This window comes from Paraburkholderia sp. RL17-383-BIF-A, from assembly GCF_046028015.1.
Classification (GTDB): domain Bacteria; phylum Pseudomonadota; class Gammaproteobacteria; order Burkholderiales; family Burkholderiaceae; genus Paraburkholderia.
Genome location: NZ_JARESR010000006.1, coordinates 277,131 through 303,843, shown reverse-complemented (window position 1 = coordinate 303,843; position 26,713 = coordinate 277,131). Strand labels below are relative to the sequence as shown.

The window sequence follows — 26,713 nt, the reverse complement described above, 5'->3', positions numbered from 1 at the left end:
CTTACCGTTCACTGGCATCATCACCAATTCGTCGGGCATGTTCCGTGCGCTCTCTCAAGCGTTCGCCGGCCTCGGCAGGCCACGCTCATCCGCTATTCATCGATATGGACGCCATTCGCAACAAGCCTCGCCCGGCACCGCCAGCTTCCGGCTCAACCACATTCACCGGCTTCGTGCGCGTGCGCGGCGCTCGCGAACACAACCTGAAAAACGTCGACGTGCAGATTCCGCGTGACGCGCTGGTCGTGTTCACCGGCGTGTCCGGTTCGGGCAAATCGTCGCTGGCGTTCGGCACGTTGTACGCCGAGGCGCAACGGCGCTATTTCGAATCGGTCGCGCCGTATGCGCGGCGCCTGATCGAGCAGGTCGGCGTGCCCGAAGTCGACGCCATCGAGGGCCTACCGCCCGCAGTTGCGTTGCAGCAGCAGCGCGGCACGCCGAGCGCACGCTCGTCGGTGGGCAGCGTGACCACGCTGTCGAGCCTCGTGCGCATGCTGTATTCGCGCACTGGCGACTATCCGCCGAAGCAACCCATGCTGTTCGCCGAAGACTTCTCGCCGAACACGGTGCAGGGCGCCTGTCCGACTTGCCATGGACTTGGCCGCGTGTACGAAGTCACCGAAAAGTCGATGGTGCCCGACGACTCGCTGACCATTCGCGAGCGCGCGATTGCCGCGTGGCCGCCCGCATGGCACGGACAAAATCTGCGCGACATTCTGGTGACACTCGGCTACGACGTCGATACACCGTGGCGCGACTTGCCGAAGAAGGACCGCGACTGGATCCTCTTCACCGACGAACAGCCCACCGTGCCCGTCTACGCCGGCCTTACTCCCAAGGAAACCCGCGCCGCGCTCAAACGCAAAGACGAGCCGAGCTATCAGGGCACTTTCACCGGCGCGCGCCGCTACGTGCTGCACACGTTCGCGAACACCCAAAGCGCCCTGATGAAAAAGCGCGTGTCGCAGTTCATGGTCGGCAGCGTGTGCCCGACCTGCCATGGCAAGCGGCTCAAGAAAGAAGCGCTGTCGGTGAAGTTCGCCGGACTCGATATCGGCGAATTCTCACAGTTGCCGCTCGCGCGGCTCGCCGCGATGCTCGAACCGATCGCGCGCGGCGAATGGCCGGAACCGGACGCCGCGAATGCTGGCAACAGCGCGAGCAAAACCACCGGTAAAGGCAGCGTGCTCAGCAAGAGCGCCATGCGCGATGCCGTCGATAAGCGGGTCGCGGCAGGCGGTTCCGCGCACAAAGCCTCGCCCGACGTACGACGCACGCCGAACCTGTCGGAGGAGAAGCGCGTCGCTGCCCAGCGCATCGCGGCCGAACTGCTTGAACGCCTGACGACGCTGGTCGATCTGGGCCTCGGTTACCTCGCGCTGGAGCGCAGCACGCCCACGCTGTCTTCCGGCGAATTGCAGCGCTTGCGACTCGCCACGCAGTTGTCGTCGCAATTGTTCGGCGTCGTGTACGTGCTCGATGAGCCATCGGCCGGCCTGCATCCCGCCGATGGCGAAGCGCTCTTCAGCGCGCTGCAGGGATTGAAGGCGGCGGGCAATTCGCTGTTCGTCGTCGAACACGATTTGCAGATGATGCGGCGCGCCGACTGGCTGGTCGACGTCGGCCCGGCGGCCGGCGAAGCCGGCGGCCATGTGGTGTACAGCGGGCCGCCCGCCGGACTCGCACAGGTCGAAGCGTCGCAAACGCGTCGTCATCTGTTCGCGCCGCCTGCGCCGGTGGAACGCAGCCCGCGCGAACCCGGCGGCTGGCTGCGGCTCGCCGGCATCACGCGCAACAATCTGCATGGACTGGACGCCGCGTTTCCGCTCGGTTGCCTGACGGCCGTTACGGGCGTGTCGGGCTCGGGCAAATCGAGTCTCGTCAGCCAGGCCCTGCCCGAACTGGTCGCAAGCCGCCTTGGACGCGTCTTCGACAATCCGGACGACGACGAGCAAGACCCGCTGCTCGCCGCGACCAACGTGCCAACCGGCGGCCATATCGCCGAAGGCATGGATGCGGTACGGCGGCTCGTGCGCGTCGACCAGAAACCGATCGGCCGCACGCCGCGCTCCAACCTCGCCACCTACACTGGCCTGTTCGACCACGTGCGCAAGCTGTTCGCCGACACGCCGCTCGCCCGCAAGCGTCGCTACAGCGCGGGGCGCTTTTCGTTCAACGTCGCGCAAGGCCGTTGCCCGACTTGCGAAGGCGAAGGCTTTGTCAGCGTCGAGCTGCTTTTTCTGCCGAGCGTCTATGCGCCTTGCTCGACGTGTCACGGCACGCGCTACAACACGCAGACGCTCGAAATCACGTGGCGCGATAAAAACATCGCCGAGGTGCTCGGCCTGACCGTCGACGCCGCCTGCGACTTCTTCGCCGACGAAGGCAGCGTGATGCGCGCGTTAAACGTGCTGCGTGACATCGGCCTCGGCTATCTGCGGCTTGGCCAGCCGGCCACCGAATTGTCCGGCGGCGAAGCGCAGCGCATTAAACTCGCCACCGAACTGCAACGCGCGCAACGCGGCGACACGCTGTACATCCTCGATGAACCGACCACCGGCCTGCATCCCGCCGACGTCGACCGGCTCATGGTCCAATTGCAGGGACTCGTAGATGCGGGCAATACGGTGGTGGTCGTCGAGCACGACATGCGGGTCGCCGCGCAGAGCGACTGGGTCATCGACGTCGGCCCGGGCGCCGGCGACGCCGGCGGCAAGATCGTGGCGAGCGGCACGCCGGCCCAGGTCGTGCAGGTCAAAGAAAGCCGCACAGCCGACTATCTGCGGCAGCAACTCGTAGCGTGATTGCAAAGGAAGCGTGCGCGCTAGCGAGCGCCGCGCTTTTCGTTCAGCCAAGTTCAAGTCGACTTCACCGGCAAACCAGCCGCCTACCCGGTGCCGGTGAAAACTCCCACGCCTAACGCACATGAAAAGCGAACGACAAAAGCCCACCGTTCGCACTGCGCCGCTGGGCCGATTTATTCACGCACAAATCAAGAAAAGTGTTTTTCTCGTCAACGAAACCCGCAAACCGATCGTTTACGAAACAATGAGGGCTGAATGTGCCCGGACTGAAGCGCTCGGTAATTAACGAACGTTCGGCCCATTAAGAAGAAAATCCTGCCGATGCGGCAGCGCACAAAATCCGCGACTACTGGCTGATACAACTCAGTAGAAAGTGAGTGCCGCACAAAAACCGCGGCTATGCGCTCAATCGCCCGTGGGACAAGGCTGGGAAGGACGTCGAAGAATTAGCGGACTGGTCTGACCGGCAACGAACCAATCGGTGCATCAACAGTGAACCGATAAATTCTATTCAAACATTCCGTTTCATTGTTCGCCTGTGCCGTTAAAGCAACAAACAAGATGTGACCCGCATCAGGCTCTAGTGCAAAACGGGGACCGAGGCAGATAATCGGTTTGTAAAGGAGAAAGATCATGGATGCCAAACCACCGAAAGTTCCGACCCCGGATAAAGTCTTTTGCCCGGATCCGGAACCCGCTGGCGTCGAGTTTCTGGGTGCAGAACTGCCTGAGCACGTTCGCGCCTTCTTCGACGAACAACGCAAGTCGTGCGATTCGAAGTAACTGTGCAGTTGCGCGATGCAGCATCGGAATCCGCGCGCTCGGCGCGCGGCGAATGCTTGCACGCGTCCAGTTTCTCGTGTTTTGCCCGATATCGAGACGCGGGGAAATCCGCCTGATTGGCACGAGCCTGGTCGAGCGGCTCGCGCATGTTTTTGCTCGCCTTCTGGATGCCAGGCGGAAGTATTGTCGGCATTGCCGGCGTCGTTTGCTTTCGGCGTCGTTTGCTTTCGGCGCCGTTAGCTTTGCGTGAAAACGAAGAGACGCCGTACGAGCGGCGCATCGTCTATTCTTCTGGTTTCTCCTCCGCGGCCGTTTGGCCACTGCCATCTTCCATGAATCGTTCGTCCCGCTTCGGCGCGTCATGCGCGCTCGCGCTCTTCGCTACCCTCGCATTCACGCCAGTTCCCGCTCTTGCGGATGGCGACGACACTGCGCTCACCAATCTGATTGCGCTCGCTTCGCAGCGTCTCGCGCTCGCGGAACCGGTGGCGCGCTGGAAGTGGGCGAATCACCAGGACATCACTGACACGCCGCGCGAGAATGCGCTCCTCGCCGATGTCGAAAAGCGCGCAGTCGCGGCAAACGTCGACCCTACATTTGCCCGCGCCTTCTTCCAGGATCAGATCGACGCCAGCAAGGAGGTGCAAAACGCCCTGTTCGCGTCGTGGCGCAGCACGCAAGCGCCGCAAGGCCCCGCGCCCGATCTGGCGAGCAGCACGAGACCGCAGCTGGACCGGCTGACGCAATCGCTCGTGGCCGGCCTTGCACGCGTGCAACCGCTGCGCGCTGCTCCGGATTGTCCGTCGCGCGTTGCGCAATCGCTAGCCAACTGGAAGTCGCTGACGCGCTACGATTCGCTTCGTTCGAGCGCCTTGACTCGCGCCCTTGGTCACGTGTGTGAAACGGGCGGAGTGGGCGCGACGGGCTAATGGGTGGCGGCGTGGAGCGCGCAGCCTGAAGCTTGACAGTCTGGCGCAGCGGCCGCGTGTACTTGTCCGTCCTGAACGGCCGGAGATCTATAGGCTGGAAACCAAGCGAGGTACAACGAAGCCGCCCAATTCCCAACCGGCTGACTCTGTCAAGCTACATTCGCCACGGGCGTCACGCTCGATACGCCCAGCGGCATCACACGCAAGCCGCGGGCAAGATGGCTTTGCAAAATGCGGTACGTCGACAGTTCAAATGCTCCCTCAGCGTTCGACGCATGCAATTCGGCGGCCTCCGCGAGCGACGCCGCATGGCCCACATAGCGCCAACGGTCGACGACATGAAACGCGCGCGCCTGCGACGCTTCCTCCCGCTCCTCGAAGACGATCGGCCCCTCGAACGGCCAGGGCGCATCCGCCGGATCGCTCTTTGCGACACGCGGCACCCTGTTATGGACGGGGCGCAACTTCGCGACCCATTGCGCCTCGGCCAGCATGGCGCCCAATTCGCCGCCGGTTGCGCGCCACTCGACACGCCGCACCTGTTGCGCAAGCCGGACATCTTTGGACGAGCGCCGCTCGCCGGTCAGGTGTGAACGCAGTCGCTGACGCACGCGCACACTTCGTCCGACATACAGCGGCAGGTCCTGGTCTCCGTAGAATGCATACACGCCACAACCTGCTGGCGCGGTGTCGAGCAGATCTTCCGTGATGTCGCCGGCAAGCCGATACCGCCGCGTTGTGCGCTCGATCTGGGCGCGCAGTACGTCGAGCGGCACGAGGCCGTGCAGACGCTGCCAGAATTGCCAGATCAGATCGGCGTCGGCGAGTGCCCGGTGACGGTCAGACGGCACGAGCGTGTGGCGTTCAACCAGAGCGTCGAGACCGTGGCGTTTCTCGGCCGGGAACAATGCGCGCGACAAACGCACGGTGCACAGCACATCGGGATCGAACGCCAATCCTGCCCGGCGAAACTCGCCGCGCAGAAAACCACGATCGAAACTGGCGTTATGCGCCACGAACAGTTTGCCGTTCAGACGCTCAAAAAGAGCGGGGGCGATAGCCTCGAAAGTCGGCGCTCCCCGCACCATCGCATTCGTGATGCCGGTGAGCTGCTGGATAAACGAGGGAATCGGTTGTTGAGGGTCGACCAGACTGCTCCAGCGCGACACGCCGGCAGGTCCGACTTCGACCACGCCGACCTCGGTGATGCGATGCTCGGCAGTCGAGCCGCCAGTAGTTTCAAGGTCGACGAATACGATCGGACCATTCAGGGCCGGTTCCGGCAAAAACTGTTCAGACATGGAAAAGGATACTTTGGACGCGTGGCTTTGCGGCAAGTATGCACCAGTTGGCCCCGGTGGACCCGGACGGCATCGTATTACGTTTGCCCCGCGAGGCGCGAACACACTGTTTTCGCGCGGGCGAGCGGCGGCACTAAAACGATCACTCGTTATGTTTCTTCGCGGCGAACTTCCAGGAACTGCGCCGAAGGTATTGGGTGATTCTCTGTGCCATTCAAATCATTCCGCACCAGATAGTCAAATCAGTCTTCCGCGGAAAGACAATAAACGACATAAAAAACCCTCGCGTTTTGCGAGGGCCTGCACGCACTGCGCTGTTAGGCGGAACACGGATCAGCAGAGCCGGCTATTACAGCGGCTGGATGTTCGCTGCCTGCTTGCCCTTCGGGCCTGCCTTGACGTCGAACGAGACGCGCTGGTTTTCTTTCAGCGATTTGAAACCGTCAGCGCGAATCTCCGAAAAGTGCGCGAAGAGATCTTCGCCGCCCAAATCCGACGTGATGAAGCCAAAGCCCTTAGCATCGTTGAACCATTTGACGATACCCGTTTCCATTTTCCAGTTTCCCTCGATGATTTTCGAAAATCGGGCATTGCCCTCATGCCGAATGTCGCCAGCTCATGCGACAGGCTCTGTCAGGCGATATTTGGAATTGCCGTTATACGGGGAACCAAGAAATCCCTTCAAGCGAATTCTGCATATACGTTTATCGCGCTGCTCGATAAAGCCGACTCATTTCATAAAATCCATCATTAAATTATTCAGTAACAACAAAATAAATACATGTCAATATTACTTGACTGGTTGCGAGGTATCTCCCAAGCGGGAAAAACTTCCGTAGTGTGCGAGTCATGTAACAAAACATGTTTTCAGTAAGTGTTTGTCCGACTTGCTGCATCGCATTCACGACGGGATGATTGAGAGCAGTAGTCAGTAGTAACGCGCTTTAGGAGATTGCCATGCTGTTCAACGAAATTCGTCGTCTCGTGACCTGGCTGACCCACTCGCACGCGAACACGCCTTCCGGCGCATCCGCGCCGCTCGCCGAAACACCGTCCGCATTCGAATTCGATCCCATGTGGCACGGCGATCATTGGCAGAACCTCCTGTCGTCGCCCATGGACGCGCGCCGCTATGTCATGGAGGACTGGAGCGTCGCCACCACGGACAACTGGGACGAACAGGACGGTACTGCGCCGGCACACTGATCGCATTTGCCAATTAGCGAGTGCGGCGCGCGGACGAAAAAAAGCGCGACTGGGAAGTCGCGCCGACAAAGGTTTGGAGATCTTTCTCGTCAACGAAAAAGTCTGCTTCGGAAAGCAGAACTTTCAGTATAGCGTTTCAGCCCATTTCGATTATTCACACAAATAACAATCATCTATTTCAGTAACAACAACAATCCTATTTTTACGAATTATTGCGTTGTTTTTTTGCATCGATTATTGTCGCGGATCAGCAACGCAAGTTCACCTCCTCGCATTCCCCATCCCTTCAAAACCGCCGGAAGCCTTTGTTTATAAGGCTTAAACTGCAGTCGCATATCGTTTCCGAACGCGTAATACTTTATTGCGCAAATCGGAACGTCCAATTCGCGAAGTGTCTCTCTACACTCTGCCTAACCGGAAACCGGCGCGATTTGGTTCACCGCGCTTCTCACTCGGATTACGCCTCTCGCAGCGCCCGCGTGAAGGTCTCCTTAAGCCTGGGTTCATGCCCACTCTCGCTCTCGGAGTTACAAAATGAAAAAGACACTCATGGTCGCGGCCCTCACGGGGGTTTTCGCAACGGCTGCTCACGCCCAAAGCAGCGTCACGCTGTATGGCTTGATCGACGCCGGCATCACCTATACGAACAACCAGCACGGTCACAGCAACTGGCAGGAAACGAGCGGCTCGGTGAACGGCAGCCGCTGGGGCCTGCGCGGTTCCGAAGATCTTGGCGGTGGTCTGAAGGCCATTTTCACGTTGGAAAACGGCTTCGGCATTAATGACGGCACGCTCAAGCAAGGTGGCCGTGAATTCGGTCGTCAAGCGTTCGTGGGCCTGACGAGCGATCAGTTCGGCTCCGTCACCCTGGGCCGTCAATATGACAGCATGGTCGACTACGTCGGCCCGCTGGCACTGACCGGTACGCAATACGGCGGCACGCAGTTCGCACACCCGTTCGACAATGACAACCTGAACAACTCGTTCCGCGTCAACAACTCGGTCAAGTACCAAAGCGTGAACTACGGCGGCTTCAAGTTCGGCGCGTTGTACGGCTTCTCGAACCAGGCCGATGGCTTCGCGAACAACCGCGCCTACAGCGCGGGCGCGTCGTACAACTGGGGCGGCCTGAACCTTGCCGCTGCTTACCTGCAACTGAACAGCAACGGCGCGACCAGCGCGGCTGCGGCGTTCAACTCGGGTGGCGCGGTGTCGAGCGACAACACGTTCTTCGCGGGTCGGCAGCAAACGTGGGGCGCGGGTGCCAACTACTCGTTCGGCCCGGCAACGGTCGGCCTGGTGTACTCGCAAACCAACCTGTCGAGCCTGGCCGGTATCGGCGCTAGCGCATCCGGTCAAACGGGCGGTATCGGCTTCGCTAACAACAGCGCTCACTTCCAGAACTTCGAAGCGAACGCTCGCTATGCGCTGACGCCGGCGGTCAGCATTGCCGGTTCGTACACGTACACCCGCGCAAGTTTGGCTGGCACGCGCCCGCACTGGAACCAGTTCAACCTGCAAACCGCGTACGCGCTGTCCAAGCGTACCGACGTGTATCTGCAAGGCGAGTACCAGCAAGTCAACGAAAACGCTATCGTCGATGCCGACATCAACGGCCTGGCCGCTTCGAGCAACAACAAGCAAATTGCTGTGACCGCAGGTTTGCGTCACCGCTTCTGAAGCTGCGTAGCGTAACCGCAGTGTCGAAGGCGCCGTTCGCGGCGCCTTTTTTTATGCCGCGTCGCCCGCAGTTCCTGGTGAGAACACGATAGACGGCGCATTGAAGCCCGGCCTAACCGCCGGCATCAGGCGGAGGATATTTGACGTCCAGTATGTCGATCGGCTGCGGGCCGGCAGGGGTATACAACGTCACCGTATCGCCGATTTTCGCCTTGAGCAGCGCCCGCGCAATCGGCGAAATCCAGCTCACGTGCCCGATATCCAGATCGACTTCGTCGACACCGATAATCGTCACCGTGTGCACCTCGCCATCTTCGGTCGCGTACTCGACAGCCGCGCCGAAGAACACCTGGTCGACGTTCTCCTGCTTACTGCTGTCGACGATTTCAGCAAGATCGAGACGCTTGGTGAGAAAACGGATGCGCCGGTCGATCTCACGCAAGCGGCGTTTGCCGTAGATGTAATCTCCATTTTCGGAGCGATCGCCGTTTGAGGCGGCCCACGAGACCAGCTTGACCACTTCCGGCCGGGCGACGTCGATCAGATGCAGCAGTTCGTCGCGCATGCGCCGGTAGCCGGCGGGCGTGATGTAGTTTTTCGTACCAGCGGGCACGTCCGGCTGGGCGACGTCGAGATCGTCGTCATTCTCTTCGCTCGACTCTTTGACAAAGGCCTTGTTCATGATGGTCCGGTAACTGCAGCAAGCGACTGCCTATCAAGGGTACACGATCACGACTATGAGACAAATCGCAGTTACATGCTTCCCTTTTTCAAAACCTTTGCTATAATCTCGTTTCTGCGTGCGGCTGTAGCTCAGTTGGATAGAGTACTTGGCTACGAACCAAGGGGTCGTGGGTTCGAATCCTGCCAGCCGCACCACTTATTCGAGGGCCTTCCTCCCGGAAGGCCCTTACGTTTTACCCAGTTTCAGTGCAGTAAGTAAGCGTCACCCGTTTAGCGTGCGGCTGTAGCTCAGTTGGATAGAGTACTTGGCTACGAACCAAGGGGTCGTGGGTTCGAATCCTGCCAGCCGCACCACCTATAGAGGGCCTTCCGATCGGAAGGCCCTTTGTTTTTGCCGCTCAGCTTTTTGTCCCTCAGCCTTTTTTCCCGCAGCACCGCTCTCGCAGCTTCCCGCCGCGGCGCAGCATGCGCCATTAGCGTGGCGGCGACTGAATATCCCCGATCTGCCCGTCCGGGCTGGGCGCATCGCCAAACGAATGTCCCGCCACGTGATCACCGGCGATTTCCCGCTCGCCGATCGGTTGCGCCCGGCCGCCGGCCAGCGCCTGCGCCTCGTGCAGCACATCGCCGACGGTATCGCCGAAACGGCTTTCGACGAACGCCCGCAAGAGCGCGACCCGCAACGAGTCGCCCCGTCCTTCCACCGTGCGGTGCCCGCCTTCGAATTCCGCGATGCAGTGTGCCGCGCCGCGGTGGGTTCTCTCGCGCACCTCAAGTCGCTGCGCGCGCTCCAGCACAGCAGCCGCCGCCTCCCACGACGTGGACGGCGTGAAACGGCCGTCCCACGGACGCCCGCGGTCATTGCCGCGAATCGACACGGTTTCGCCGCTATCGGTAAAGTGTATTTCGCGCACGAAGTCGTGCAGGCTGCGGGCGACCCAATAATCGAGCGCCAGTCCGGTGAGGTCAGCTACATTCACAAGCGTTCTCCCTGAGTTTCGGGTGAGACTCGCGCGTAGCCGGTGCGTTCAGATTCGAACGAAGAGATTGGACGCGCCCCGAGGTCGACTCAGGGCACCTGCCGCCGATCAGTAATCCGCCCGCTCGCGGTCGATCCGCATCCCGCCGTCGTGACGGTGATGCCCTTCTTCGCTCGGTCGCTCCCGTGCAATGCGCATGACGTCCGGGTTTGTCCGCACCCGGCGCATGACATTGGCCAGATGAACGCGATCGCTGACCTGGATCACGAAGCGCAACACGGTGGATTCCTGCGACAGATCCTCGTCCATTGCAATGTGGACGATGTTGGCGTCCGCCGACGTGATATCCGCCGCCACGCGGGCAAATACACCCTTAGTGTTCTTGACCAGCACTTTCACCGCGACGTCGAACAGACGGCCCGGTTGCGGCGCCCATGCAACGTCGATCCAGCGGCCCGGATCGCGCCGGTGGATACGCTGCGCAACACGGCAATCCGTAGTGTGGATCGCCATGCCGAGGCCAATGCCGATATAGCCCATGATGTCGTCGCCCGGAATCGGACGGCAGCACGCGGACAGCTGCACTGACATCCCCTCGGTCCCGGTGATGACGACCGGCGGCGCATGCGGCGCGTTGCTGTCGGAGCGCGAGCCGTCGTCGTCGGCGTCGCGGCCACTCATCAGCACTTCGATGCGCTTGGCCATGACCGCTGCGACGCGCCGCCCGAGACCGATGTCCGCGAAAATTTCCTGACGGTTCTTGTTGCCGGTCCACTGCACGAGCTTTTCCCACGCTTCCGGCGTCACATCCGAGAGCGCCAGCCCATAGCCCTTTAGCGACTGATCGACCAGACGCTCGCCGAGCTGAACGGATTCGTTCAGCCGCATGGTCTTAAGGTAGTGGCGGATCGCCGAGCGCGCCTTGCCGGTGCGCACAAAACCGAGCCATGCCGGATTCGGTTTCGAATAAGGGGCGGTGATAACTTCGACGATATCGCCGCTCTTCAACTCGGTGCGCAGCGGCAGCAGTTCATTGTTGATCTTCACCGCGACGCATTGGTTGCCCAAGTCGCTGTGGATCGAATACGCAAAGTCGAGCGCCGTGGCGCCGCGTGGCAGCGCCATGATCTTCGACTTCGGCGTGAATACGTAGACCGCGTCCGGGAACAGATCGATCTTGACGTGCTCGAGAAATTCGCTCGAATCGCCCGCTTCGCTTTGAATGTCGAGTAGCGACTTGAGCCATTGATGCGCGCGCTTCTGCACATCGTTCAGATCCGCGCCGCCGTTCTTGTACAGCCAGTGCGCGGCCACGCCCGCTTCGGCGATTTCGTGCATCTTGCGCGTGCGCACCTGGAACTCGATCGGCGCACCGAACGGGCCGACCAGCGTGGTGTGCAGCGACTGATAGCCGTTCACCTTCGGGATCGCGATGTAATCCTTGAACTTGCCGGGCACGGGCTTGTACAGCGCATGCAGCGCGCCGATGCAGGTGTAGCACTCCAGCGCGCTATCCACGACCACGCGGAAGCCGTACACGTCGAGCACCTGCGAGAACGACAACTGCTTGTCGCGCATCTTCTTGTAGATACTGAAGATGGTTTTCTCGCGACCAGTGACTTCGGCGTCGAGCTTCGCATCGGCAATGGCGCGCTGCACCGACTCGAGAATCTTGCCGACCACTTCACGCCGGTTGCCGCGCGCCGCCTTGACGGCTTTTTCGAGCGTGGCGTACCGATGCGGATTGAAGTTCGCGAAGCTCAGGTCCTGCAGCTCGCGATAGGTATTGTTCAGGCCAAGCCGGTGAGCGATCGGCGCGTAGATATCCAGCGTTTCGCGCGCCACGCGCCGGCGCTTCTCCGGCGGCACCGCGCCCAGCGTGCGCATGTTGTGCAGCCGGTCGGCGAGCTTCACCAGGATCACGCGGACGTCGCGCGCCATGGCGAGCAGCATCTTGCGGAAGTTTTCCGCCTGCGCCTCTTCGCGATTGCGAAACTCCATCTTGTCCAGCTTGGACAACCCATCGACCAGTTCCGCGACCTTCGCGCCGAAACGCTCGGCGAGTTCGGCCTTGGTCACGCCCTGGTCTTCCATCACGTCATGCAACAGCGCCGCCATGATCGACTGCGCGTCGAGATTCCAACCGGCGCAGATTTCCGCGACGGCGACCGGATGCGTGATGTACGGCTCGCCACTCTGGCGGTACTGGCCGAGGTGGGCTTCGTCGCTGAAATGGAAGGCCGCCTTGACGTCCTTGATCTCTTCCGGCTGCAGATAGCCGGACAAGGCGGAGGTCAGCTTGGCAATGGAGACGACGTCATGCCGGCGCGGTTGCTCCGGCGTGGCGGTCGGGCCGAACAGATGGCGAAACGACTGTTCGAGGACCGCGTCGATGTACTTGCGTGCAGACGAGGGTGAGTCGACGTCGTGTTCCGCTTCGGTGGCGGTGGGCGGGGTAGCACTCATGTTCGCCTCCGTAGCGGTTAGGGTTGGACGCCGGTCTGCACGTGGATCAATTACAGGTGTGGCAATGCGCAATCGAAAACGGAACAGTGCGCCTTAAACAGGCACCTTCTTCAGCATTTCGACGCCGACCTGACCCGCCGCGATTTCGCGCAGCGCGACGACCGTGGGCTTGTCGCGGCTTTCGATCTTCGGCGTGTGGCCTTGCGCGAGCTGACGCGCGCGATAGGTTGCGGCAAGCGCGAGTTCGAAACGGTTCGGGATCTGTTTGAGGCAGTCTTCGACGGTAATGCGGGCCATGTTGGGTTCCTTCTCAGTATGTTGCTTATTCTACCTTATGTGCTGGCGTCACCGCCGCGCTCACGCGTGTGGCAGGTGAATGCCGAGCTGCACGAAAAGCTGCGTGTGGCGCGCGTATTGCGAGGCGAAGCGCGAACGCGTCGCCGCCACGAGACATTGCAGTTCGCTGAGCGCGCGATCGAACTTCTCGTTGATCACCACGTACTCCGCTTCCGCCGCGTGCGCCATCTCACTGCCGGCCGCGAGCAGCCGCCGCGTGATCACGTTCGGCTCGTCCTGGCCGCGCTTCTTCAGACGCTCTTCGAGCGCTTCGAGCGAGGGCGGCAAGATGAAGATTTCGACCGCGTTGTGAAACTGCTTTTTCACCTGCTGCGCGCCTTGCCAATCGATTTCGAGCAGCACGTCATGGCCGCTTTTCATCTGGTCCTCGATCCACACGCGCGAGGTGCCGTAGTAATTGCCATGCACTTCCGCGCTTTCCAGAAACTCACCGGCGTCGTGCCGCCTCATGAAATCGTCGACGGTCGTGAAGTGATAGTGCTCGCCGTCCTGCTCTTTCGGACGCGGCGGGCGCGTCGTGTACGAGATCGACAGACGGATCGCGTCGTCGCCGGCGAGCAGCGCGTTCACGAGCGTCGACTTGCCCGCGCCCGAGGGCGCGACGACCATGAACAGGTTGCCAGGGTAAGCACCGGCGTACGGATTGCGCGGCGTTTCGCGGGTGTGGTGGTCGGTCATTTGTGTGGTGCTCCAGCCTTATTCCAGATTCTGTACTTGCTCGCGCATCTGCTCGATGAGCAGCTTCAGGGTCATCGACGAATCCGCCAGTTCCTTCGCGGCCGCCTTCGAACCGAGCGTGTTCGCTTCGCGGTTGAGTTCCTGCATCATGAAGTCGAGGCGCTTGCCGACCTTGCCGCCCTTCTGGATCACGTGACGCGTTTCGTTCAGGTGAGCCGTGAGGCGCGACAGTTCTTCCGCGATGTCGATACGGATGCCGTACATCGTCACTTCCTGGCGAATCCGTTCGTTGATTTCTTCGCGCGAGACGCTCGTCGCCGCCGTATCCGGCGCGGCGATGCCCAGCGCTTCCTGCAAGCGTTCGACAATCTTCTGCTGATGCTTGGCGATCAGTTCCGGCACGAGCGGCGTGATCTTCGTGACGATCGCTTCCATTTCGGTGACGTTGGCGAGCAGCATGGTCGCCAGTTGCGCGCCTTCGCGGGCGCGCACGTCGATCAGGTCGGTGATGGCCTGCTTGCCGCAGGCGAGCACGGCGTCGCGCAGCACTTCGGGCGCCACGCCGGTTTCGGCCAGAATGCCAGGCCAGCGCAAAATTTCGCCAGTGCGCAGGCGCCCTGCTTCCGGAAACGTGGAGAGCACCGTGCGTTCGAGCAGCGCGAGTTGCGCAAGCGCGTCGCGATTGATCGATCCCGCGTTGGCGGACTGCTCGCTGCGTTGCAGATTGATACGGATATCGACCTTGCCGCGCGACAGCTTGTTCATCAACATTTCGCGCAGCGTGGGTTCGCACACGCGCACGTCTTCCGGCATACGGAAGTTCAGGTCGAGAAAGCGCGAGTTCACGGTGCGCAGTTCGACCGATACGCTCACGCCGCCTGTGCCCGAGGCCGGGACGAGTTCGCGCGTGGCGCTCGCATAGCCAGTCATGCTGTAGATCATCGTATTTCTCGCGATTGTGGCCATGCGTTCAACGATGGCCGGAGAGTCGAATCGCCCGGCGTGTACGAGACGCGGGGCGGGGAAACGCCATTATCCCATTTTTGGCGATGAGCCCCTTGGAGAGCCAAGGCACATGCGGGCAGCCGCCTCGCCCGATCGGCTGTAAAATCGCGCTTTCCCTCCTGCTTTTCTTCCTGACCGATTCCAACATGACCAACGACACCCAACGCCCCAGCGGCCGCCGGGCCAATCAGCTGCGCGACGTGCGCATCACGCGCCACTATACGAAGCACGCGGAGGGTTCCGTGCTGGTCGAATTCGGCGATACGAAAGTGATCTGCACCGCGAGCATCGCCGAGAGCGTGCCGTCGTTTCTGCGCGACCGCGGCCAAGGCTGGCTCACTGCCGAATACGGCATGCTGCCGCGCGCCACGCACACCCGCAGCGACCGCGAAGCCGCCCGCGGCAAGCAAACTGGCCGCACGCAGGAAATCCAGCGCCTGATCGGCCGCGCGCTGCGCTCGGTGTTCGATCTCGAGAAGCTCGGCGCGCGCACGCTGCATATCGATTGCGACGTAATCCAGGCCGACGGCGGGACGCGCACGGCCAGCATCACCGGCGCGTTCGTGGCGGCGCATGACGCGGTGGCCAAACTGCTGGCCTCGGGCCGCATCGAAAGCTCGCCGATCACCGACTACGTCGCGGCGATTTCGGTGGGCGTGTACGACGGACTGCCGGTGCTCGACCTCGACTACGATGAAGACTCGCAGTGCGACACCGACATGAACGTGGTGATGACGGGCGCGGGCGGCTTCGTCGAGATTCAGGGCACCGCCGAAGGCGTGCCCTTCTCGCGCGACGAAATGAACGCGCTGCTGGATCTGGCAAGCGACGGCATCAACACGCTGATCGCGAAGCAAAAGGCGGCGCTGGAGCAAAAGGGTGAATGAGGTGAGTCAACACAATGGCGCAGCCGCATCCGCTTCGCCGTTGAAGAAAGTCGTGCTGGCGTCGAACAACGCGGGCAAGCTGCGCGAGTTTGCGGCGTTGCTCGGCGCGGCCGGCATCGACCTGATTCCGCAAGGCGAGTTGAACGTGCCGGAGGCTGAGGAGCCGCATCCCACGTTCGTCGAAAACGCGCTGGCCAAGGCGCGCCACGCTGCGAAGCTGACCGGCCTGCCCGCGCTCGCCGACGACTCGGGCCTCTGCGTGCGCGCGCTGCGCGGTGCGCCGGGCGTCTATTCGGCGCGCTACGCACAACTCGCCGGCGGCGAAAAGAGCGACGCGGCGAATAATGCCCATCTCATGTCGGCGTTGCGAGGCGAAACCGACAGGCGCGCGTATTACTTCTGTGTGCTGGCTTTGGTGCGTCACGCGGACGATCCCGAGCCGCTGATCGCCGAAGGCCGCTGGCATGGCGAAATGCTGGACGCGCCGCGCGGCGCACATGGTTTCGGCTACGACCCGTACTTCTTTCTGCCCGCGCTGAATGCGAGCGCCGCCGAACTCGAACCGGCGGTGAAGAACGCCAGCAGCCATCGGGCGATTGCGTTGCGGCAACTGCTCGAGCGCCTGACGGAGGAAGCGTGATTCCGATCAAACCCGTGCCTGCCGATATCGGCAACGGCGTCATCAAGGCCTTCACGTCGCCGGGCAGCATCCGGTTGACGTCGCTGCCGCCGCTGGCGCTGTATGTGCATTTTCCGTGGTGCGTGCGCAAGTGTCCGTATTGCGACTTCAACTCGCACGAATGGAAAGGCGATACCTTCCCTGAAAACGAGTATCTCGACGCCTTGCGCGCCGATCTCGAGATGGCGTTGCCGCTCGTCTGGGGACGGCAGGTGCATACGGTGTTCATCGGCGGAGGCACACCCAGCCTGCTTTCGGCGGCCGGGCTCGATCGGCTGCTATCGGACGTGCGCGCGCTGCTGCCGCTCGACGCCGACGCGGAAATCACGCTCGAAGCCAATCCCGGCACGTTCGAAGCCGACAAATTCGCGCAGTTTCGCGCGAGCGGCGTGAACCGGCTCTCGGTGGGCATTCAGAGTTTCAACGAAGCGCATCTGAAGGCGCTCGGCCGCATTCACGATTCAGCGCAGGCGCGCCATGCCGTCGAAGTGGCCTCGACCACCTTCGACAACTTCAATCTCGACCTGATGTTCGCGTTGCCGGGGCAGACGCTCGCCGAATGCCAGGCCGATGTCGAGACGGCGCTGTCGTTCGCGCCGCCGCATTTGTCGCTCTATCACCTGACGCTCGAACCGAACACGCTGTTCGCAAAGTTCCCGCCCGCGCTGCCCGACGACGATGCATCCGCCGACATGCAGGACTGGATTCATGAGCGCACAACGGCCGCGGGTTACGCGCGTTATGAGGTGTCGGCGTATGCGCAGCCACACAGGCAGAGCAAGCACAATCTGAATTACTGGCGTTTCGGCGATTATCTCGGCATCGGTGCGGGCGCGCATACCAAGCTGTCGTTTCCGAATCGCGTGCTGCGCCAGGCGCGCTACAAGCATCCCACCACGTTCATCGAGCAGGCGAAGGGCGGCACGGCGGTGCAGGAAGAGCATGAAGTCGGCACGCGCGACCTGCCGTTCGAGTTCATGCTGAACGCGCTGCGACTGGTGGAAGGGTTTCCGGTGCATCGGTTCATCGAGCGCACGGGCATGTCGATGACGTCGATCGAACCGGCTTTGCAGGAAGCCGAACGGCGCAAGCTGATCACGCGCGACCACGAAAAAATTGCGCCGACGCCGCTCGGCCAGGCTTTCCTGAACGATTTGCAGGAGCTGTTTCTGAAAGATCCGCAGTGATTGCGGATCGACGGCATGCCGCAACGAGGTTTTTTCAGGTTACAATTTAGGGCTTGGAGGTGTGGCCGAGTGGTTTAAGGCACCGGTCTTGAAAACCGGCGAAGGAGCAATCTTTCCGTGAGTTCGAATCTCACCGCCTCCGCCAGAACATCAATGAAACGGGCCTTTGGGCCCGTTTTCATTTGTACCGCATCTGCGCGGTCCTGGCTGATCAGCCTTCGTTGCACGAGCGCTGCATGCGCGACAAGCGCCACCAGAAGGTCTAGACTTCACAAAATCCGATTTGCCCTCCAGCCCGCCTTGAGCGGGCTTTCGCACATTCAGCTATCGAAATTGAGGTGCGAAATGGCAGGTACAGCGCGGCGCCGGGCAGACCGGGCGCGAATCATGAAAAATCGGCGCTTCTATTGGTGGGGGCGTCGCCTGACTTCCGAGGAACTCGGTAAGGTCGTCGATACACCTACCCCATGCAGTTGCTGGATGTGCGGCAATCCGCGGCGGCGTCTGAAAAAAGACAAGCTCTCCGTATGGGAGAAACGGTGGTTTCAGGAGGTTGAGGACGTGTCTTAGCAAACAGAAATCCGATCCTTGGGATAACCACTGCGAACACGGAAGCCGCAGGGAAAGCCAGATCGCGGTTTGAACCGGGCCTTTCCTATAACGCCACAACGACGCCACAACGCAACTGAAGTTGAACAGTGATGTGACGTGAACTAGCCTTAACGTCTACCCGGAAGCAAGACTGCCGCGTCGAGCCTGCGCAAGAGGTCCGAGCCCTCGCAGCGAACGTTCGACCCGCGTGGTCTCAGCCCGCACTCCGGGACGCTGACAAAGGAAATCCATTCGAGTCAGGATGTCCGCAGTGCCGCGCTCCCCTGGATTCCTTCGCGCCGGCACTTCAGCAGGCGAGGTCGTCGCCTTGATGGCGAGATAACGGAGGCAGCATGTCACTGGACAACATCAAGACCATCATCGTCGTAATGATGGAGAATAGGTCGTTCGACCATGTTCTCGGCTACCTGAGCCTCAAGGGAAAGGACGTCAACGGACTCTCGGCCGATCCCGCCTGGCAGCAGAATTTCACGAACCTCTACGGCGGCAAGACCTATCCCATCCATGCTCTTTCACCGTCGACCCAACTCATCCCCGACCCTCCGCATGACCGCACGCCGATTTCGACACAAATAAACACACCCTGCGCGAACGGAGGCTGCCCGGAACTGGGCGGATTCGTCGCGAGCTACGCGACACGAAATCCTCCGCCAGCCGACCTTTCGATGGTAATGGGCTACTACGCCGCCGACGCACTACCTGTTTTCGATTTCTTCGCCAGGAATTTCATGGTGTGCGATAGCTGGTTTGCGCCGCTTCCCACGGGAACTCAGGCAAATCGCCTGATGGCAATGTCGGGAGAGAGCGCGATTAGCGACAACGTTTCGGGTTTTCTTCCTGAGCAGTCCCTGGTTTATGACTGGCTGACCGCACACGCTGCGAGTTGGTGCGTCTACCAGTCGGGAGGATTTTTCCCGTTCTTCAGCCTGATGCCCAAGTGGCTACCTGAAATCGTGACTTCTCTCGCCTTGCCGCTAAACGGCAACGGAGGCAGGTTCAGGCGATACTCGCGCTTCAAGGCAGACTGGACGAACGGTGCGAACATGCCTCAGGTCATTTTCATCGAGCCGGAATACACCGACGGCCCGCATCTCGCACCGAATGACGATCACTCACCTACCGGCGTCGCCCCAGGGCAAGCGTTCCTTGCGGGCATTTATCAAACCATCTCCGCGTCCAAACGCTGGGATGAGACGCTGATGATTGTCACGTATGACGAGCATGGGGGATTTTTCGATCACGTCAGTCCCCTTGCGATTCCCACCGACGTCGCCGGCTATCAGTTCCAAACCACCGGGCTGCGGGTACCGGCGTTCCTGATCTCGCCCTACGTGACACCGGGCGGCGTCTATTCCTGCAACCTGGACCACACGTCGATACTTCAGCTTCTCGCGGACAAGTTCAATGCGGGTGGCACGTACTCCGCTCCAGTCAGCGCGCGCACACAGCTTTCGAAACTCAGCTCCGCGCTTTCTGAAGTAAAAACGCCGGGCCCTGCTCCCAAACTGAATCTGCCGACACCAAAGAGCTCGCCTGTCGCGCCGCCCGTCACGCGGCCAGCCGACCTCTCCGCATGTGCGCAAGCCTTTCGCAGCGTCGCGCTGAAGGTTCAACAGGACCATCCGGAGCTGCTGTCTTCGCCGAACTGGGGAGACCTTGCGGGCGTTGTTGCAACCTATAAAGGCGGGTCGTGAAAGAAGCTGGCGCCGACTATTGATTGATCACACAGAGCAACCTAGTCCCGTGGATGGCGATGACAGTTTGCCGCAATGCGCGCAACCAATGGCGCCACGCGAGGATTGAATACCGGAATTGAACTGCCACGACATTCAGCGCGTGCAACGATGGCATCGATCGTGACTCGTGCGACCGCGCGTTGCGCCCGTCTCGCGAAGTGCTTCAAGCGACGGTCGCTGACCGGATACCGCGCCCACACCAGCGCAGCGAACCAACCGATCACCGTCCACCCGAGCAGGATATTTACCATGGTTACCGCGAAGGCATATTCCCGATCTCTGGCGTCCGCAATCATGGATGGAACCAGATAAAGCATCAGCGCACCCAACAGAGCCGCACCTTCAATAAACTTCAGCATTTCGACACCTCGCTACAGCCTTGGCCAGCAAACCACGCTCAAGTTAGTGACGTGAGTACACGCTACCAACCGCCACGTCAGGTTGACGACTGCCCGACGCGAATGTTTGCGCCACCACACCACCATACGAATCACCGACAGAACCAGTCGCATCGTTGCGTTCCACTGCAATGGTTTGCGCGCTCTGGCCTCGTTGTGAAGCAGGAGCCCCGACTAAAGGACGATAGGAAGGCGCCGGCCCGTAGCCGCTGGCGAACGCGGGCGCAGCGATCGCGCCGGTAACTGCGATGAGCAACGCCGCAAGAAGTTTGCTTTTCATGGTGAATCCCCAATCCGGTTTCAAGAGCGCCGCACGCCGGTTAAGACGCACGCCGCTGACAAGATTGAGTTTAGTTGCGACCTATCTTTTTTCTATGCCGATAGCGTGAAATCACAATTGCTACCAGCCGAACAATGTGGCGTCGGCCCAGGCATGTGGAGCGTGCGGGTATGCCCAGGCGGTTGGCCGATTTGGGCAAGCGTTTTGTCGATTTCGTCTGCTTGCGGGTCCCGTTGCAGGTCCCGCTTTCACGCGCACGGTCGAAAGATTCAGCGACCACGCGGTTTGATATCGCTCATTGCCGATGTTTTGCCGTCACCTAAACCAGCGCGGTCGCCTCGACCTCGATCTTGAAACCGTAATGCAGTTGAGGAACCGGCACGACGGCACGTGCGGGTCGAGCCTCGCCTGCCCACCGAGCGTAGATCTGATTGAAGCTCATCCAGTGCTCGACATCGACAATGTAGACGCGCACCTGCACCAGTTGCGCGATGCTACTGCCCGCGCTTTCGAGCGCAGCTTGCACATTGGCCAGCACCTGTTCGGCCTGAACCTCGAACGAAGCCTCGGAGAGCTTGTCGCCTTGCGCGGTGATCGGCAGTTGTCCCGAGACGAACACGAAACCATTCGCGATTGCGACGTGGCTGTAATGACCGCCCGGCTTGGAGAGCGTAGCGGGATTTTCTGTATGCGGAAGATGCGAGTCGTGTTGACTACCAGACATGAAGACCACTCCAGATGTGACGGCGCATGACGCTGCACGCGGCACATTCGCGCGAGAGCATGCCATTACGCCTATGCGATGAAGCGACGACGCGAGAAATCATGCGACGTGCAAGCGCTGGCCGTTTCCGGCACAACACCTCACACGATTGGCACACCTCGATGCGAGAGCCGCTCGACCGCCCACGTCACGCGTTGGGCATCACACGCCGAGCATCTCGAGTTTCTCGCGCGCATCCGCGCAACGGCGATTCAGGTCGCGATGCATCAGTTGGCTGTCGAGCAGCGCCGATACATCAGACAAGCCGTAATCAAAGCGCAAGACGTATTCGATGTCCGTGTAATCATGATAGGCGCCGCTGTCCGCCAGCTTCTGCGCTTCAGCGAAAGCAGCGTGTTGCCGTTCGCCGTTCATCAAATCTCTGATCGCCATGATTGCCGCTCCGAGGAACAGTGGCTCCATCATAGCAATGCAAATTGAAACGCACGGTCGCGCGCACGCAACACCTGGTGTTTTCCGTAGACGCCGCGCGGTTCGCGCCTCATTGCCCTTTAAACGGCCGCGACAGGCGCCTTGGTTCCATGCCACCTGACAACCAGGATCCGGCCGAGATAACAGAGCAGCCCTGCCACTCCCACCGTGACGCCCATGCCTTTGGGCGAGCCGTCCTGCCAGAGTCCAACCGCGAGACTCGACAAGGCGCCGAGGGCCAACTGGACGGCGCCGAACACGGCGGCCGCGGCGCCGGCATTCACCGGATAGCGATGCATCAGATCGGTCGTGCAGTTGGCGGACAGAATACCAACCACGCCGACCACGAAGAACAGGCCGAACACGATCGACCACAGACCGCCCCACCCGGTCAGCGATACCAGACAGACAAACAGCGAGGCAATACAGCTCACGGTTGCGGCGAACGATATGATCGGCAGCGAACCGAGCCGGCCGACGAGTCGCGTATTCATGAAGTTGCCGAACATGATGCCGACGATATTCAGCGCGAACAAAAACCCGTAGTGCTGCGCGGACACATGGAAATACTCGATGTAGACGAACGGCGTCGCCGTGATGTACGCAAACATCGACGCGAACGCCATGCCGCCGCACAGCATGAGCCCCCACGCAACCGGATCGCGCAACAACTTGCCATACGCGCCGAACGATTTCAGCAGCGCCGACTGGGCGCGCTTCTCGCGCGGCCACGTTTCCGGCACCTTGAGAAACGCGGTGACCGCACACACCGTGCCGAACAGCGTCAGCGCGACGAAGACGACACGCCAGCCGCCGAGCAGCAACAACTGCCCGCCGATCAACGGCGCAAGCAACGGCCCGATCGACGTGACGATGGCGAGCATCGAGAGTACGCGGGCGGCATCGGTCGGACCGTGGGCGTCGCGTGCAATGGCTCGGGCCAGCACCGAAGCCGCGCCCGCGCCCAGCGCCTGAACGAAACGGAACGTGACCAGGGAACCGATCGAGAACGACATTGCACAGGCCACGCTGGCCAGCGCATACATGACGATGCCGCCGAGCAGCACCGGCCGGCGGCCATACGTATCCGACAACGGACCGTAGAGCAGCATGCCGATCGAAAAACCGAACATGAAGCTGGTGAGCGTGGTCTGCGCGGCGCCGGTGCTGATAGCGAATGCCTGCGCGATAGTAGGCAGGCTCGGCAGATACATATCGATCGAAATCGGCCCGCACGCGGCGAGCGCGCCGAGCAACAGAATCAGCCGGCCATCGGGCCGGCTTCTGGTGACGTGAGACATGGGATTCCAGATGAAGCGCCGCGCCGCCATCGGCAGCGCAACAGGTGAAACGGGGACAGCAGCAGCGTGATAGATTCAATTGTACTCGACGGTTAACCGCCTGCGGCTTCGGGGACGATGGCGACGGTGGGCGCGGGTCGCGTACGGCCACGTCGAGGAAACCGGTCGGTTACGTCGTTAGGCGGCCACGGGGACTTCTCACGGCGCAGCCCGCCGCACATCGGCCACGCACGGCAGGCGCACCGCCGATCGGCTATGCTGCCGCCTGAACGGCTGCGGCCACATTCCAAGTGTTCGCGGCGCTCTTCCCCACTATTCCGCTCATTCTGCGATGACCGCATTCCTGCTGATCTGGAGCCCCAAAAAATGGCCTTGGCCCGAGTTGCCCGACGTGGCCAAACGCGTCTCTACTGGCGTCGCGGTGGCTGACGTGTGGGGCTGCGGATTTGCGCGCAGCATCCTGCCAGGCGACCGAGTCTTCCTGCATCGGGTCGCGCAGGAACCAAAGGGCATTTTCGGCTCCGGTTATGTGACGCGTGCACCGTACGAGGTTCCGGATGCGGCGACGAAACGGGGCTATCGTTTATGCATCGACTTCGTATACGACTGGCTGGTCGATGCACACGAAGGCGTGGTGATCTCACGCGAGACGTTGCGCACGCATCCTTTCTCGGTACAGACGTGGGACGCACAGAGTTCAGGCACCGTGATCAAGCCGATCGCCGAAGGCGCATTGGAAAAGCGCTGGGCGGAGCTGACCGGCAAGCGCAAACCGCCAAAGGTCGATACGCCGGCGGGCCCAACCCATTCGAGCAAGGTCACGGCTCACGCGGCAGCGAAAAAGCGCACGGCCACCAAAGGCCCGCGTAAAAACTGAGAGAGCCGCACGCGCCACGAGCGCGTGCGGGAAACCTGTTCACGCTGACTCCGGTACAATTTCTCCACTTATCCCAGCGCCGCGCGACTCGCCGACAGGCGATCTGCGCCGCTGCGCAACCCCAATTCCAGTCATCGCCATGTCCAAAAACGAAACCCTCTTCGAACGCGCGCAACGCACCATTCCCGGCGGCGTGAACTCGCCGGTCCGCGCTTTCCGCTCGGTCGGCGGCACGCCGCGCTTTATCGAACGCGCGCAGGGCCCCTACTTCTGGGACGCGGACGGCAAGCGTTATATCGACTACATCGGCTCATGGGGCCCGATGATCCTAGGCCATGTCCATCCGGAGGTTCTCGAAGCCGTGCAGCGTGTGCTGGGCAACGGCTTTTCGTTCGGTGCGCCGACCGAATCGGAAGTGGAAATCGCCGAAGAAATCTGCAAGCTGGTGCCCTCCATCGAACAGGTGCGCATGGTGTCAAGCGGCACCGAAGCGACCATGAGCGCGCTGCGCCTCGCTCGCGGCTTCACGAACCGCAGCCGTATCGTCAAGTTCGAGGGCTGCTATCACGGCCATGCGGACAGCCTGCTGGTGAAGGCCGGTTCGGGCCTGCTGACCTTCGGCAATCCGACTTCGGCGGGTGTGCCGGCGGATATCGCCAAGCACACTACCGTGCTCGAGTACAACAACGTCGCCGAACTCGAAGAAGCGTTCAAGGCATTCGGCAACGAGATCGCCTCGGTGATCGTCGAACCGGTGGCCGGCAATATGAATCTGGTGCGCGCCACGCCCGAGTTCCTGCAAGCGTTGCGACGCCTGTGCACCGAGTACGGTTCGGTGCTGATTTTCGACGAAGTGATGTGCGGCTTCCGCGTCGCCCTGGGCGGCGCGCAAGAGGTCTATGGCATCACGCCCGATCTGACCTGTCTTGGCAAGGTGATCGGCGGCGGCATGCCGGCGGCGGCTTTCGGCGGCCGGCGCGACATCATGGCCCACCTCGCGCCGCTCGGCGGCGTCTACCAGGCGGGCACGCTGTCGGGCAACCCGATCGCGGTGGCGGCCGGCCTGAAAACTTTGCAACTGATCCAGGCACCGGGCTTCTACGACACGCTCGCCGCGCGCACCACGCGCCTCGTGCAAGGTCTCGCGGGTGCCGCGCGTGAAGCCAAGGTGCCGTTCGCAGCCGATTCGCTCGGCGGCATGTTCGGCCTCTACTTCACGGATTCGATTCCGACGAGCTTCGCCGAAGTCACGAAAAGCGACGTGCCGCGTTTCAACGCGTTCTTCCACAAGATGCTGGACGCCGGCGTGTACTTCGCGCCGTCGGCCTATGAAGCGGGCTTCGTTTCGATCGTTCACGACGACGCGATCGTCGACACCACGATCGAAGCCGCACGCGGCGCGTTCGCCTCGCTTGTGGCCTGAGCGCGGCGAGACGACGCATCGTTAAAACTGCAGCTCATGACAGCCTAGTCACCGTACCCGACCGGACACCGATGTTTTCGCAAACCGATTTCGTCCATATGGAACGCGCGCTCGCGTTGGCCAAGCGCGGCATGTACACCACCGACCCGAATCCCCGGGTCGGCTGCGTGCTCGTCAAGAACGGCGAGGTGATCGGCGAAGGCTTCACCCAACCGGCCGGTCAGGATCATGCCGAGATTCGCGCATTGAAAGATGCACGCTCGCGCGGCCACGATCTGCGCGGCGCCACGGCTTACGTGACCCTTGAGCCATGCAGTCACTTCGGACGCACACCGCCGTGCGTCAACGCACTGATCGAAGCTCAGGTCGCGCGCGTGGTCGCGGCGATGGAAGATCCCAATCCGCTGGTATCCGGACGTGGCCTCGCCATCTTGCGCGACGCCGGCATCGAAGTGCGCTGCGGACTGCTCGCCACCGAAGCATACGAATTGAATATCGGCTTCGTCTCGCGCATGACCCGCGGCCGCCCTTGGGTTCGCATGAAAGTCGCGGCCTCGCTGGACGGCCGCACCGGCTTGCCTTCAGGCGTCAGCCAATGGATTACCGGCGAAGCGGCACGCGCCGACGGCCACGCCTGGCGCGCTCGCGCGTCGGCGATCCTGACCGGCATCGGCACCGTGAGAGAAGACGATCCGCGCATGACGGTGCGCGCCGTCGACACGCCGCGCCAGCCACAACGCGTATTGATCGACAGCCAGCTCGATGTGCCGCCGCAGGCGCAGATTCTGGCCGGCGCGCCGACGCTGATCTTTTGCGGCAATCTCGATCAGCGCCATGCCGAGCGCGCCACTGCGTTGCGCGAACGCGGCGCCGAAATCGTGCAACTGGCGAACCCGGCCGGCAAGGTCGATCTGCCCGCAGTGCTGAAAGTACTCGGCGAGCGCAACGTGAACGAGTTGCACGTCGAGGCAGGCTACAAGCTGAACGGCTCGCTGCTGCGCGAAGGCTGTGTCGACGAACTGCTGGTGTATCTCGCGCCGAGCCTGCTCGGCATGGATTCGATGAGCATGTTCAGCCTGGGCGCGCCCGAGACACTCGAGGCCCGCGTCAAACTGAACTTCCACGCGGTCGACCGGATCGGCGACGATTTGCGGATTCTCGCGCGCTTCATGGCCGAGCCCGCGCCGGAGTCAGCACCCGAACCCGAACCCAAGCCCGGCGGCGATCCCGCGTCCCAACCCGTTTCGAAATGATCAAGGATTAGC

At 61.6% G+C, this 26,713-nt stretch carries 25 protein-coding genes and 3 tRNA genes; 15 read left to right on the top strand and 13 right to left on the bottom strand.

Translation table 11 applies throughout. From position 1 onward, the window contains the following. Window positions 1–104: 104 nt before the first annotated feature. From P0D71_RS10285 to P0D71_RS10275, 3 genes are all read left to right on the top strand, one after another. Window positions 105–2,804 carry an excinuclease ABC subunit UvrA gene (locus P0D71_RS10285; RefSeq protein ID WP_408479873.1) on the top strand — a complete coding sequence of 900 codons (2,700 nt, stop codon included), beginning with the start codon at window positions 105–107 and terminating at the stop codon, window positions 2,802–2,804. Between the two features lie 633 nt (window positions 2,805–3,437). Next, window positions 3,438–3,587 carry a hypothetical protein gene (locus tag P0D71_RS10280; RefSeq protein ID WP_007180815.1) on the top strand — a complete coding sequence of 50 codons (150 nt, stop codon included), beginning with the start codon at window positions 3,438–3,440 and terminating at the stop codon, window positions 3,585–3,587. 332 nt (window positions 3,588–3,919) lie between these two features. Further along, a complete protein-coding gene (locus tag P0D71_RS10275; protein WP_408479866.1) occupies window positions 3,920–4,516 on the top strand; it encodes a chorismate mutase in 597 nt (198 codons plus the stop codon). A gap of 149 nt (window positions 4,517–4,665) precedes the next feature. On the opposite strand, the gene P0D71_RS10270 is transcribed toward P0D71_RS10275, so the two are convergent. After that, window positions 4,666–5,817 carry an exonuclease domain-containing protein gene (locus tag P0D71_RS10270; protein WP_408479865.1) on the bottom strand — a complete coding sequence of 384 codons (1,152 nt, stop codon included), beginning with the start codon at window positions 5,815–5,817 and terminating at the stop codon, window positions 4,666–4,668. 349 nt (window positions 5,818–6,166) lie between these two features. Then, window positions 6,167–6,370, bottom strand: coding sequence for a cold-shock protein (locus tag P0D71_RS10265; RefSeq protein WP_408479864.1), 204 nt, complete (start codon window positions 6,368–6,370; stop codon window positions 6,167–6,169). A gap of 404 nt (window positions 6,371–6,774) precedes the next feature. Here P0D71_RS10265 and P0D71_RS10260 point away from each other — a divergent pair, with 404 nt between their 5' ends. Together P0D71_RS10260 and P0D71_RS10255 are read left to right on the top strand one after the other, a co-directional pair. Beyond that, window positions 6,775–7,023 (top strand): hypothetical protein, encoded by a 249-nt coding sequence (locus P0D71_RS10260; RefSeq protein WP_408296318.1) that lies wholly within the window; start codon window positions 6,775–6,777, stop codon window positions 7,021–7,023. A gap of 534 nt (window positions 7,024–7,557) precedes the next feature. Beyond that, window positions 7,558–8,703: a porin gene (locus tag P0D71_RS10255; RefSeq protein WP_408185368.1), complete on the top strand. Its 1,146-nt coding sequence runs from the start codon at window positions 7,558–7,560 to the stop codon at window positions 8,701–8,703. A gap of 112 nt (window positions 8,704–8,815) precedes the next feature. Here P0D71_RS10255 and greB read toward each other — a convergent pair whose 3' ends face one another. Continuing rightward, window positions 8,816–9,385 (bottom strand): transcription elongation factor GreB, encoded by a 570-nt coding sequence (gene greB / locus P0D71_RS10250; RefSeq protein WP_408479863.1) that lies wholly within the window; start codon window positions 9,383–9,385, stop codon window positions 8,816–8,818. 120 nt (window positions 9,386–9,505) lie between these two features. Between greB and P0D71_RS10245 the strand changes: the two genes are divergently transcribed. Continuing rightward, window positions 9,506–9,582: transfer RNA gene (locus P0D71_RS10245), tRNA-Arg, on the top strand. 82 nt (window positions 9,583–9,664) lie between these two features. Then, window positions 9,665–9,741 (top strand) — tRNA-Arg (locus P0D71_RS10240). A gap of 119 nt (window positions 9,742–9,860) precedes the next feature. On the opposite strand, the gene P0D71_RS10235 is transcribed toward P0D71_RS10240, so the two are convergent. The 5 genes from P0D71_RS10235 to P0D71_RS10215 form a co-directional block, all read right to left on the bottom strand. Beyond that, complete coding sequence (locus P0D71_RS10235; protein WP_408479862.1) at window positions 9,861–10,367, bottom strand: phage protein NinX family protein; 507 nt, start codon at window positions 10,365–10,367, stop codon at window positions 9,861–9,863. Between the two features lie 108 nt (window positions 10,368–10,475). Then, complete coding sequence (locus tag P0D71_RS10230; RefSeq protein ID WP_091799855.1) at window positions 10,476–12,833, bottom strand: RelA/SpoT family protein; 2,358 nt, start codon at window positions 12,831–12,833, stop codon at window positions 10,476–10,478. A gap of 93 nt (window positions 12,834–12,926) precedes the next feature. Then, window positions 12,927–13,130: a DNA-directed RNA polymerase subunit omega gene (gene rpoZ / locus P0D71_RS10225; RefSeq protein ID WP_006025620.1), complete on the bottom strand. Its 204-nt coding sequence runs from the start codon at window positions 13,128–13,130 to the stop codon at window positions 12,927–12,929. Between the two features lie 60 nt (window positions 13,131–13,190). Next, complete coding sequence (gmk, locus tag P0D71_RS10220) at window positions 13,191–13,868, bottom strand: guanylate kinase (protein WP_091799852.1); 678 nt, start codon at window positions 13,866–13,868, stop codon at window positions 13,191–13,193. An 18-nt stretch (window positions 13,869–13,886) separates the two neighbouring features. Next, the gene (locus P0D71_RS10215) at window positions 13,887–14,810 is read right to left on the bottom strand and encodes a YicC/YloC family endoribonuclease (RefSeq protein ID WP_091799848.1); all 924 of its coding nucleotides are present in this window, start codon (window positions 14,808–14,810) and stop codon (window positions 13,887–13,889) included. Between the two features lie 209 nt (window positions 14,811–15,019). On the opposite strand from P0D71_RS10215, the gene rph reads away from it, so the two are divergent. From rph to P0D71_RS10190, 5 genes are all read left to right on the top strand, one after another. Next, on the top strand, window positions 15,020–15,760 hold the full coding sequence (gene rph, locus P0D71_RS10210; RefSeq protein ID WP_408479861.1) for a ribonuclease PH: 741 nt from the start codon (window positions 15,020–15,022) through the stop codon (window positions 15,758–15,760). Beyond that, on the top strand, window positions 15,753–16,400 hold the full coding sequence (rdgB, locus tag P0D71_RS10205; RefSeq protein ID WP_408479860.1) for an RdgB/HAM1 family non-canonical purine NTP pyrophosphatase: 648 nt from the start codon (window positions 15,753–15,755) through the stop codon (window positions 16,398–16,400). Before rph ends, rdgB begins: the two co-directional genes overlap by 8 nt. Further along, window positions 16,397–17,626, top strand: coding sequence for a radical SAM family heme chaperone HemW (gene hemW, locus P0D71_RS10200; protein ID WP_408479859.1), 1,230 nt, complete (start codon window positions 16,397–16,399; stop codon window positions 17,624–17,626). Before rdgB ends, hemW begins: the two co-directional genes overlap by 4 nt. 55 nt (window positions 17,627–17,681) lie before the next feature. Continuing rightward, window positions 17,682–17,771, top strand: a tRNA-Ser gene (locus tag P0D71_RS10195). Between the two features lie 799 nt (window positions 17,772–18,570). After that, window positions 18,571–19,932, top strand: coding sequence for an alkaline phosphatase family protein (locus P0D71_RS10190; protein WP_408479858.1), 1,362 nt, complete (start codon window positions 18,571–18,573; stop codon window positions 19,930–19,932). 41 nt (window positions 19,933–19,973) lie between these two features. Here the strand turns inward: P0D71_RS10190 and P0D71_RS10185 are convergent, their stop codons facing one another. From P0D71_RS10185 to P0D71_RS10165, 5 genes are all read right to left on the bottom strand, one after another. Beyond that, on the bottom strand, window positions 19,974–20,333 hold the full coding sequence (locus P0D71_RS10185; RefSeq protein WP_091799836.1) for a superinfection immunity protein: 360 nt from the start codon (window positions 20,331–20,333) through the stop codon (window positions 19,974–19,976). A 43-nt stretch (window positions 20,334–20,376) separates the two neighbouring features. Then, the gene (locus P0D71_RS10180) at window positions 20,377–20,652 is read right to left on the bottom strand and encodes a hypothetical protein (RefSeq protein WP_408479857.1); all 276 of its coding nucleotides are present in this window, start codon (window positions 20,650–20,652) and stop codon (window positions 20,377–20,379) included. 319 nt (window positions 20,653–20,971) lie between these two features. Further along, entirely contained in the window at window positions 20,972–21,376 is a 405-nt protein-coding gene (locus P0D71_RS10175) for a RidA family protein (protein ID WP_408479856.1), read from the bottom strand. Window positions 21,377–21,577: 201 nt separating this feature from the next. Continuing rightward, on the bottom strand, window positions 21,578–21,808 hold the full coding sequence (locus P0D71_RS10170; protein WP_038457419.1) for a hypothetical protein: 231 nt from the start codon (window positions 21,806–21,808) through the stop codon (window positions 21,578–21,580). A gap of 119 nt (window positions 21,809–21,927) precedes the next feature. Beyond that, window positions 21,928–23,148 carry a Bcr/CflA family multidrug efflux MFS transporter gene (locus P0D71_RS10165; RefSeq protein WP_408479855.1) on the bottom strand — a complete coding sequence of 407 codons (1,221 nt, stop codon included), beginning with the start codon at window positions 23,146–23,148 and terminating at the stop codon, window positions 21,928–21,930. A gap of 331 nt (window positions 23,149–23,479) precedes the next feature. On the opposite strand from P0D71_RS10165, the gene P0D71_RS10160 reads away from it, so the two are divergent. From P0D71_RS10160 to ribD, 3 genes are all read left to right on the top strand, one after another. Beyond that, window positions 23,480–24,025, top strand: a complete 546-nt coding sequence (locus P0D71_RS10160; protein WP_408479854.1) for a hypothetical protein — start codon at window positions 23,480–23,482, stop codon at window positions 24,023–24,025. 139 nt (window positions 24,026–24,164) lie between these two features. Continuing rightward, on the top strand, window positions 24,165–25,448 hold the full coding sequence (gene hemL, locus P0D71_RS10155) for a glutamate-1-semialdehyde 2,1-aminomutase (RefSeq protein WP_408296288.1): 1,284 nt from the start codon (window positions 24,165–24,167) through the stop codon (window positions 25,446–25,448). A 71-nt stretch (window positions 25,449–25,519) separates the two neighbouring features. Further along, window positions 25,520–26,701, top strand: a complete 1,182-nt coding sequence (ribD, locus tag P0D71_RS10150; protein ID WP_408479853.1) for a bifunctional diaminohydroxyphosphoribosylaminopyrimidine deaminase/5-amino-6-(5-phosphoribosylamino)uracil reductase RibD — start codon at window positions 25,520–25,522, stop codon at window positions 26,699–26,701. Window positions 26,702–26,713: the final 12 nt, after the last annotated feature.

Coding starts and splice junctions, on each gene's coding strand:
- P0D71_RS10285 (WP_408479873.1), top strand. CDS start 105: ATGGACGCCATTCGCAACAAGCCTCGCCCGGCACCGCCAGCTTCCGGC.
- P0D71_RS10280 (WP_007180815.1), top strand. CDS start 3,438: ATGGATGCCAAACCACCGAAAGTTCCGACCCCGGATAAAGTCTTTTGC.
- P0D71_RS10275 (WP_408479866.1), top strand. CDS start 3,920: ATGAATCGTTCGTCCCGCTTCGGCGCGTCATGCGCGCTCGCGCTCTTC.
- P0D71_RS10270 (WP_408479865.1), bottom strand. CDS start 5,817: ATGTCTGAACAGTTTTTGCCGGAACCGGCCCTGAATGGTCCGATCGTA.
- P0D71_RS10265 (WP_408479864.1), bottom strand. CDS start 6,370: ATGGAAACGGGTATCGTCAAATGGTTCAACGATGCTAAGGGCTTTGGC.
- P0D71_RS10260 (WP_408296318.1), top strand. CDS start 6,775: ATGCTGTTCAACGAAATTCGTCGTCTCGTGACCTGGCTGACCCACTCG.
- P0D71_RS10255 (WP_408185368.1), top strand. CDS start 7,558: ATGAAAAAGACACTCATGGTCGCGGCCCTCACGGGGGTTTTCGCAACG.
- greB (WP_408479863.1), bottom strand. CDS start 9,385: ATGAACAAGGCCTTTGTCAAAGAGTCGAGCGAAGAGAATGACGACGAT.
- P0D71_RS10230 (WP_091799855.1), bottom strand. CDS start 12,833: ATGAGTGCTACCCCGCCCACCGCCACCGAAGCGGAACACGACGTCGAC.
- rpoZ (WP_006025620.1), bottom strand. CDS start 13,130: ATGGCCCGCATTACCGTCGAAGACTGCCTCAAACAGATCCCGAACCGT.
- gmk (WP_091799852.1), bottom strand. CDS start 13,868: ATGACCGACCACCACACCCGCGAAACGCCGCGCAATCCGTACGCCGGT.
- P0D71_RS10215 (WP_091799848.1), bottom strand. CDS start 14,810: ATGATCTACAGCATGACTGGCTATGCGAGCGCCACGCGCGAACTCGTC.
- rph (WP_408479861.1), top strand. CDS start 15,020: ATGACCAACGACACCCAACGCCCCAGCGGCCGCCGGGCCAATCAGCTG.
- P0D71_RS10190 (WP_408479858.1), top strand. CDS start 18,571: ATGTCACTGGACAACATCAAGACCATCATCGTCGTAATGATGGAGAAT.
- P0D71_RS10185 (WP_091799836.1), bottom strand. CDS start 20,333: ATGCTGAAGTTTATTGAAGGTGCGGCTCTGTTGGGTGCGCTGATGCTT.
- P0D71_RS10180 (WP_408479857.1), bottom strand. CDS start 20,652: ATGAAAAGCAAACTTCTTGCGGCGTTGCTCATCGCAGTTACCGGCGCG.
- P0D71_RS10175 (WP_408479856.1), bottom strand. CDS start 21,376: ATGTCTGGTAGTCAACACGACTCGCATCTTCCGCATACAGAAAATCCC.
- P0D71_RS10170 (WP_038457419.1), bottom strand. CDS start 21,808: ATGGCGATCAGAGATTTGATGAACGGCGAACGGCAACACGCTGCTTTC.
- P0D71_RS10165 (WP_408479855.1), bottom strand. CDS start 23,148: ATGTCTCACGTCACCAGAAGCCGGCCCGATGGCCGGCTGATTCTGTTG.
- P0D71_RS10160 (WP_408479854.1), top strand. CDS start 23,480: ATGACCGCATTCCTGCTGATCTGGAGCCCCAAAAAATGGCCTTGGCCC.
- hemL (WP_408296288.1), top strand. CDS start 24,165: ATGTCCAAAAACGAAACCCTCTTCGAACGCGCGCAACGCACCATTCCC.
- ribD (WP_408479853.1), top strand. CDS start 25,520: ATGTTTTCGCAAACCGATTTCGTCCATATGGAACGCGCGCTCGCGTTG.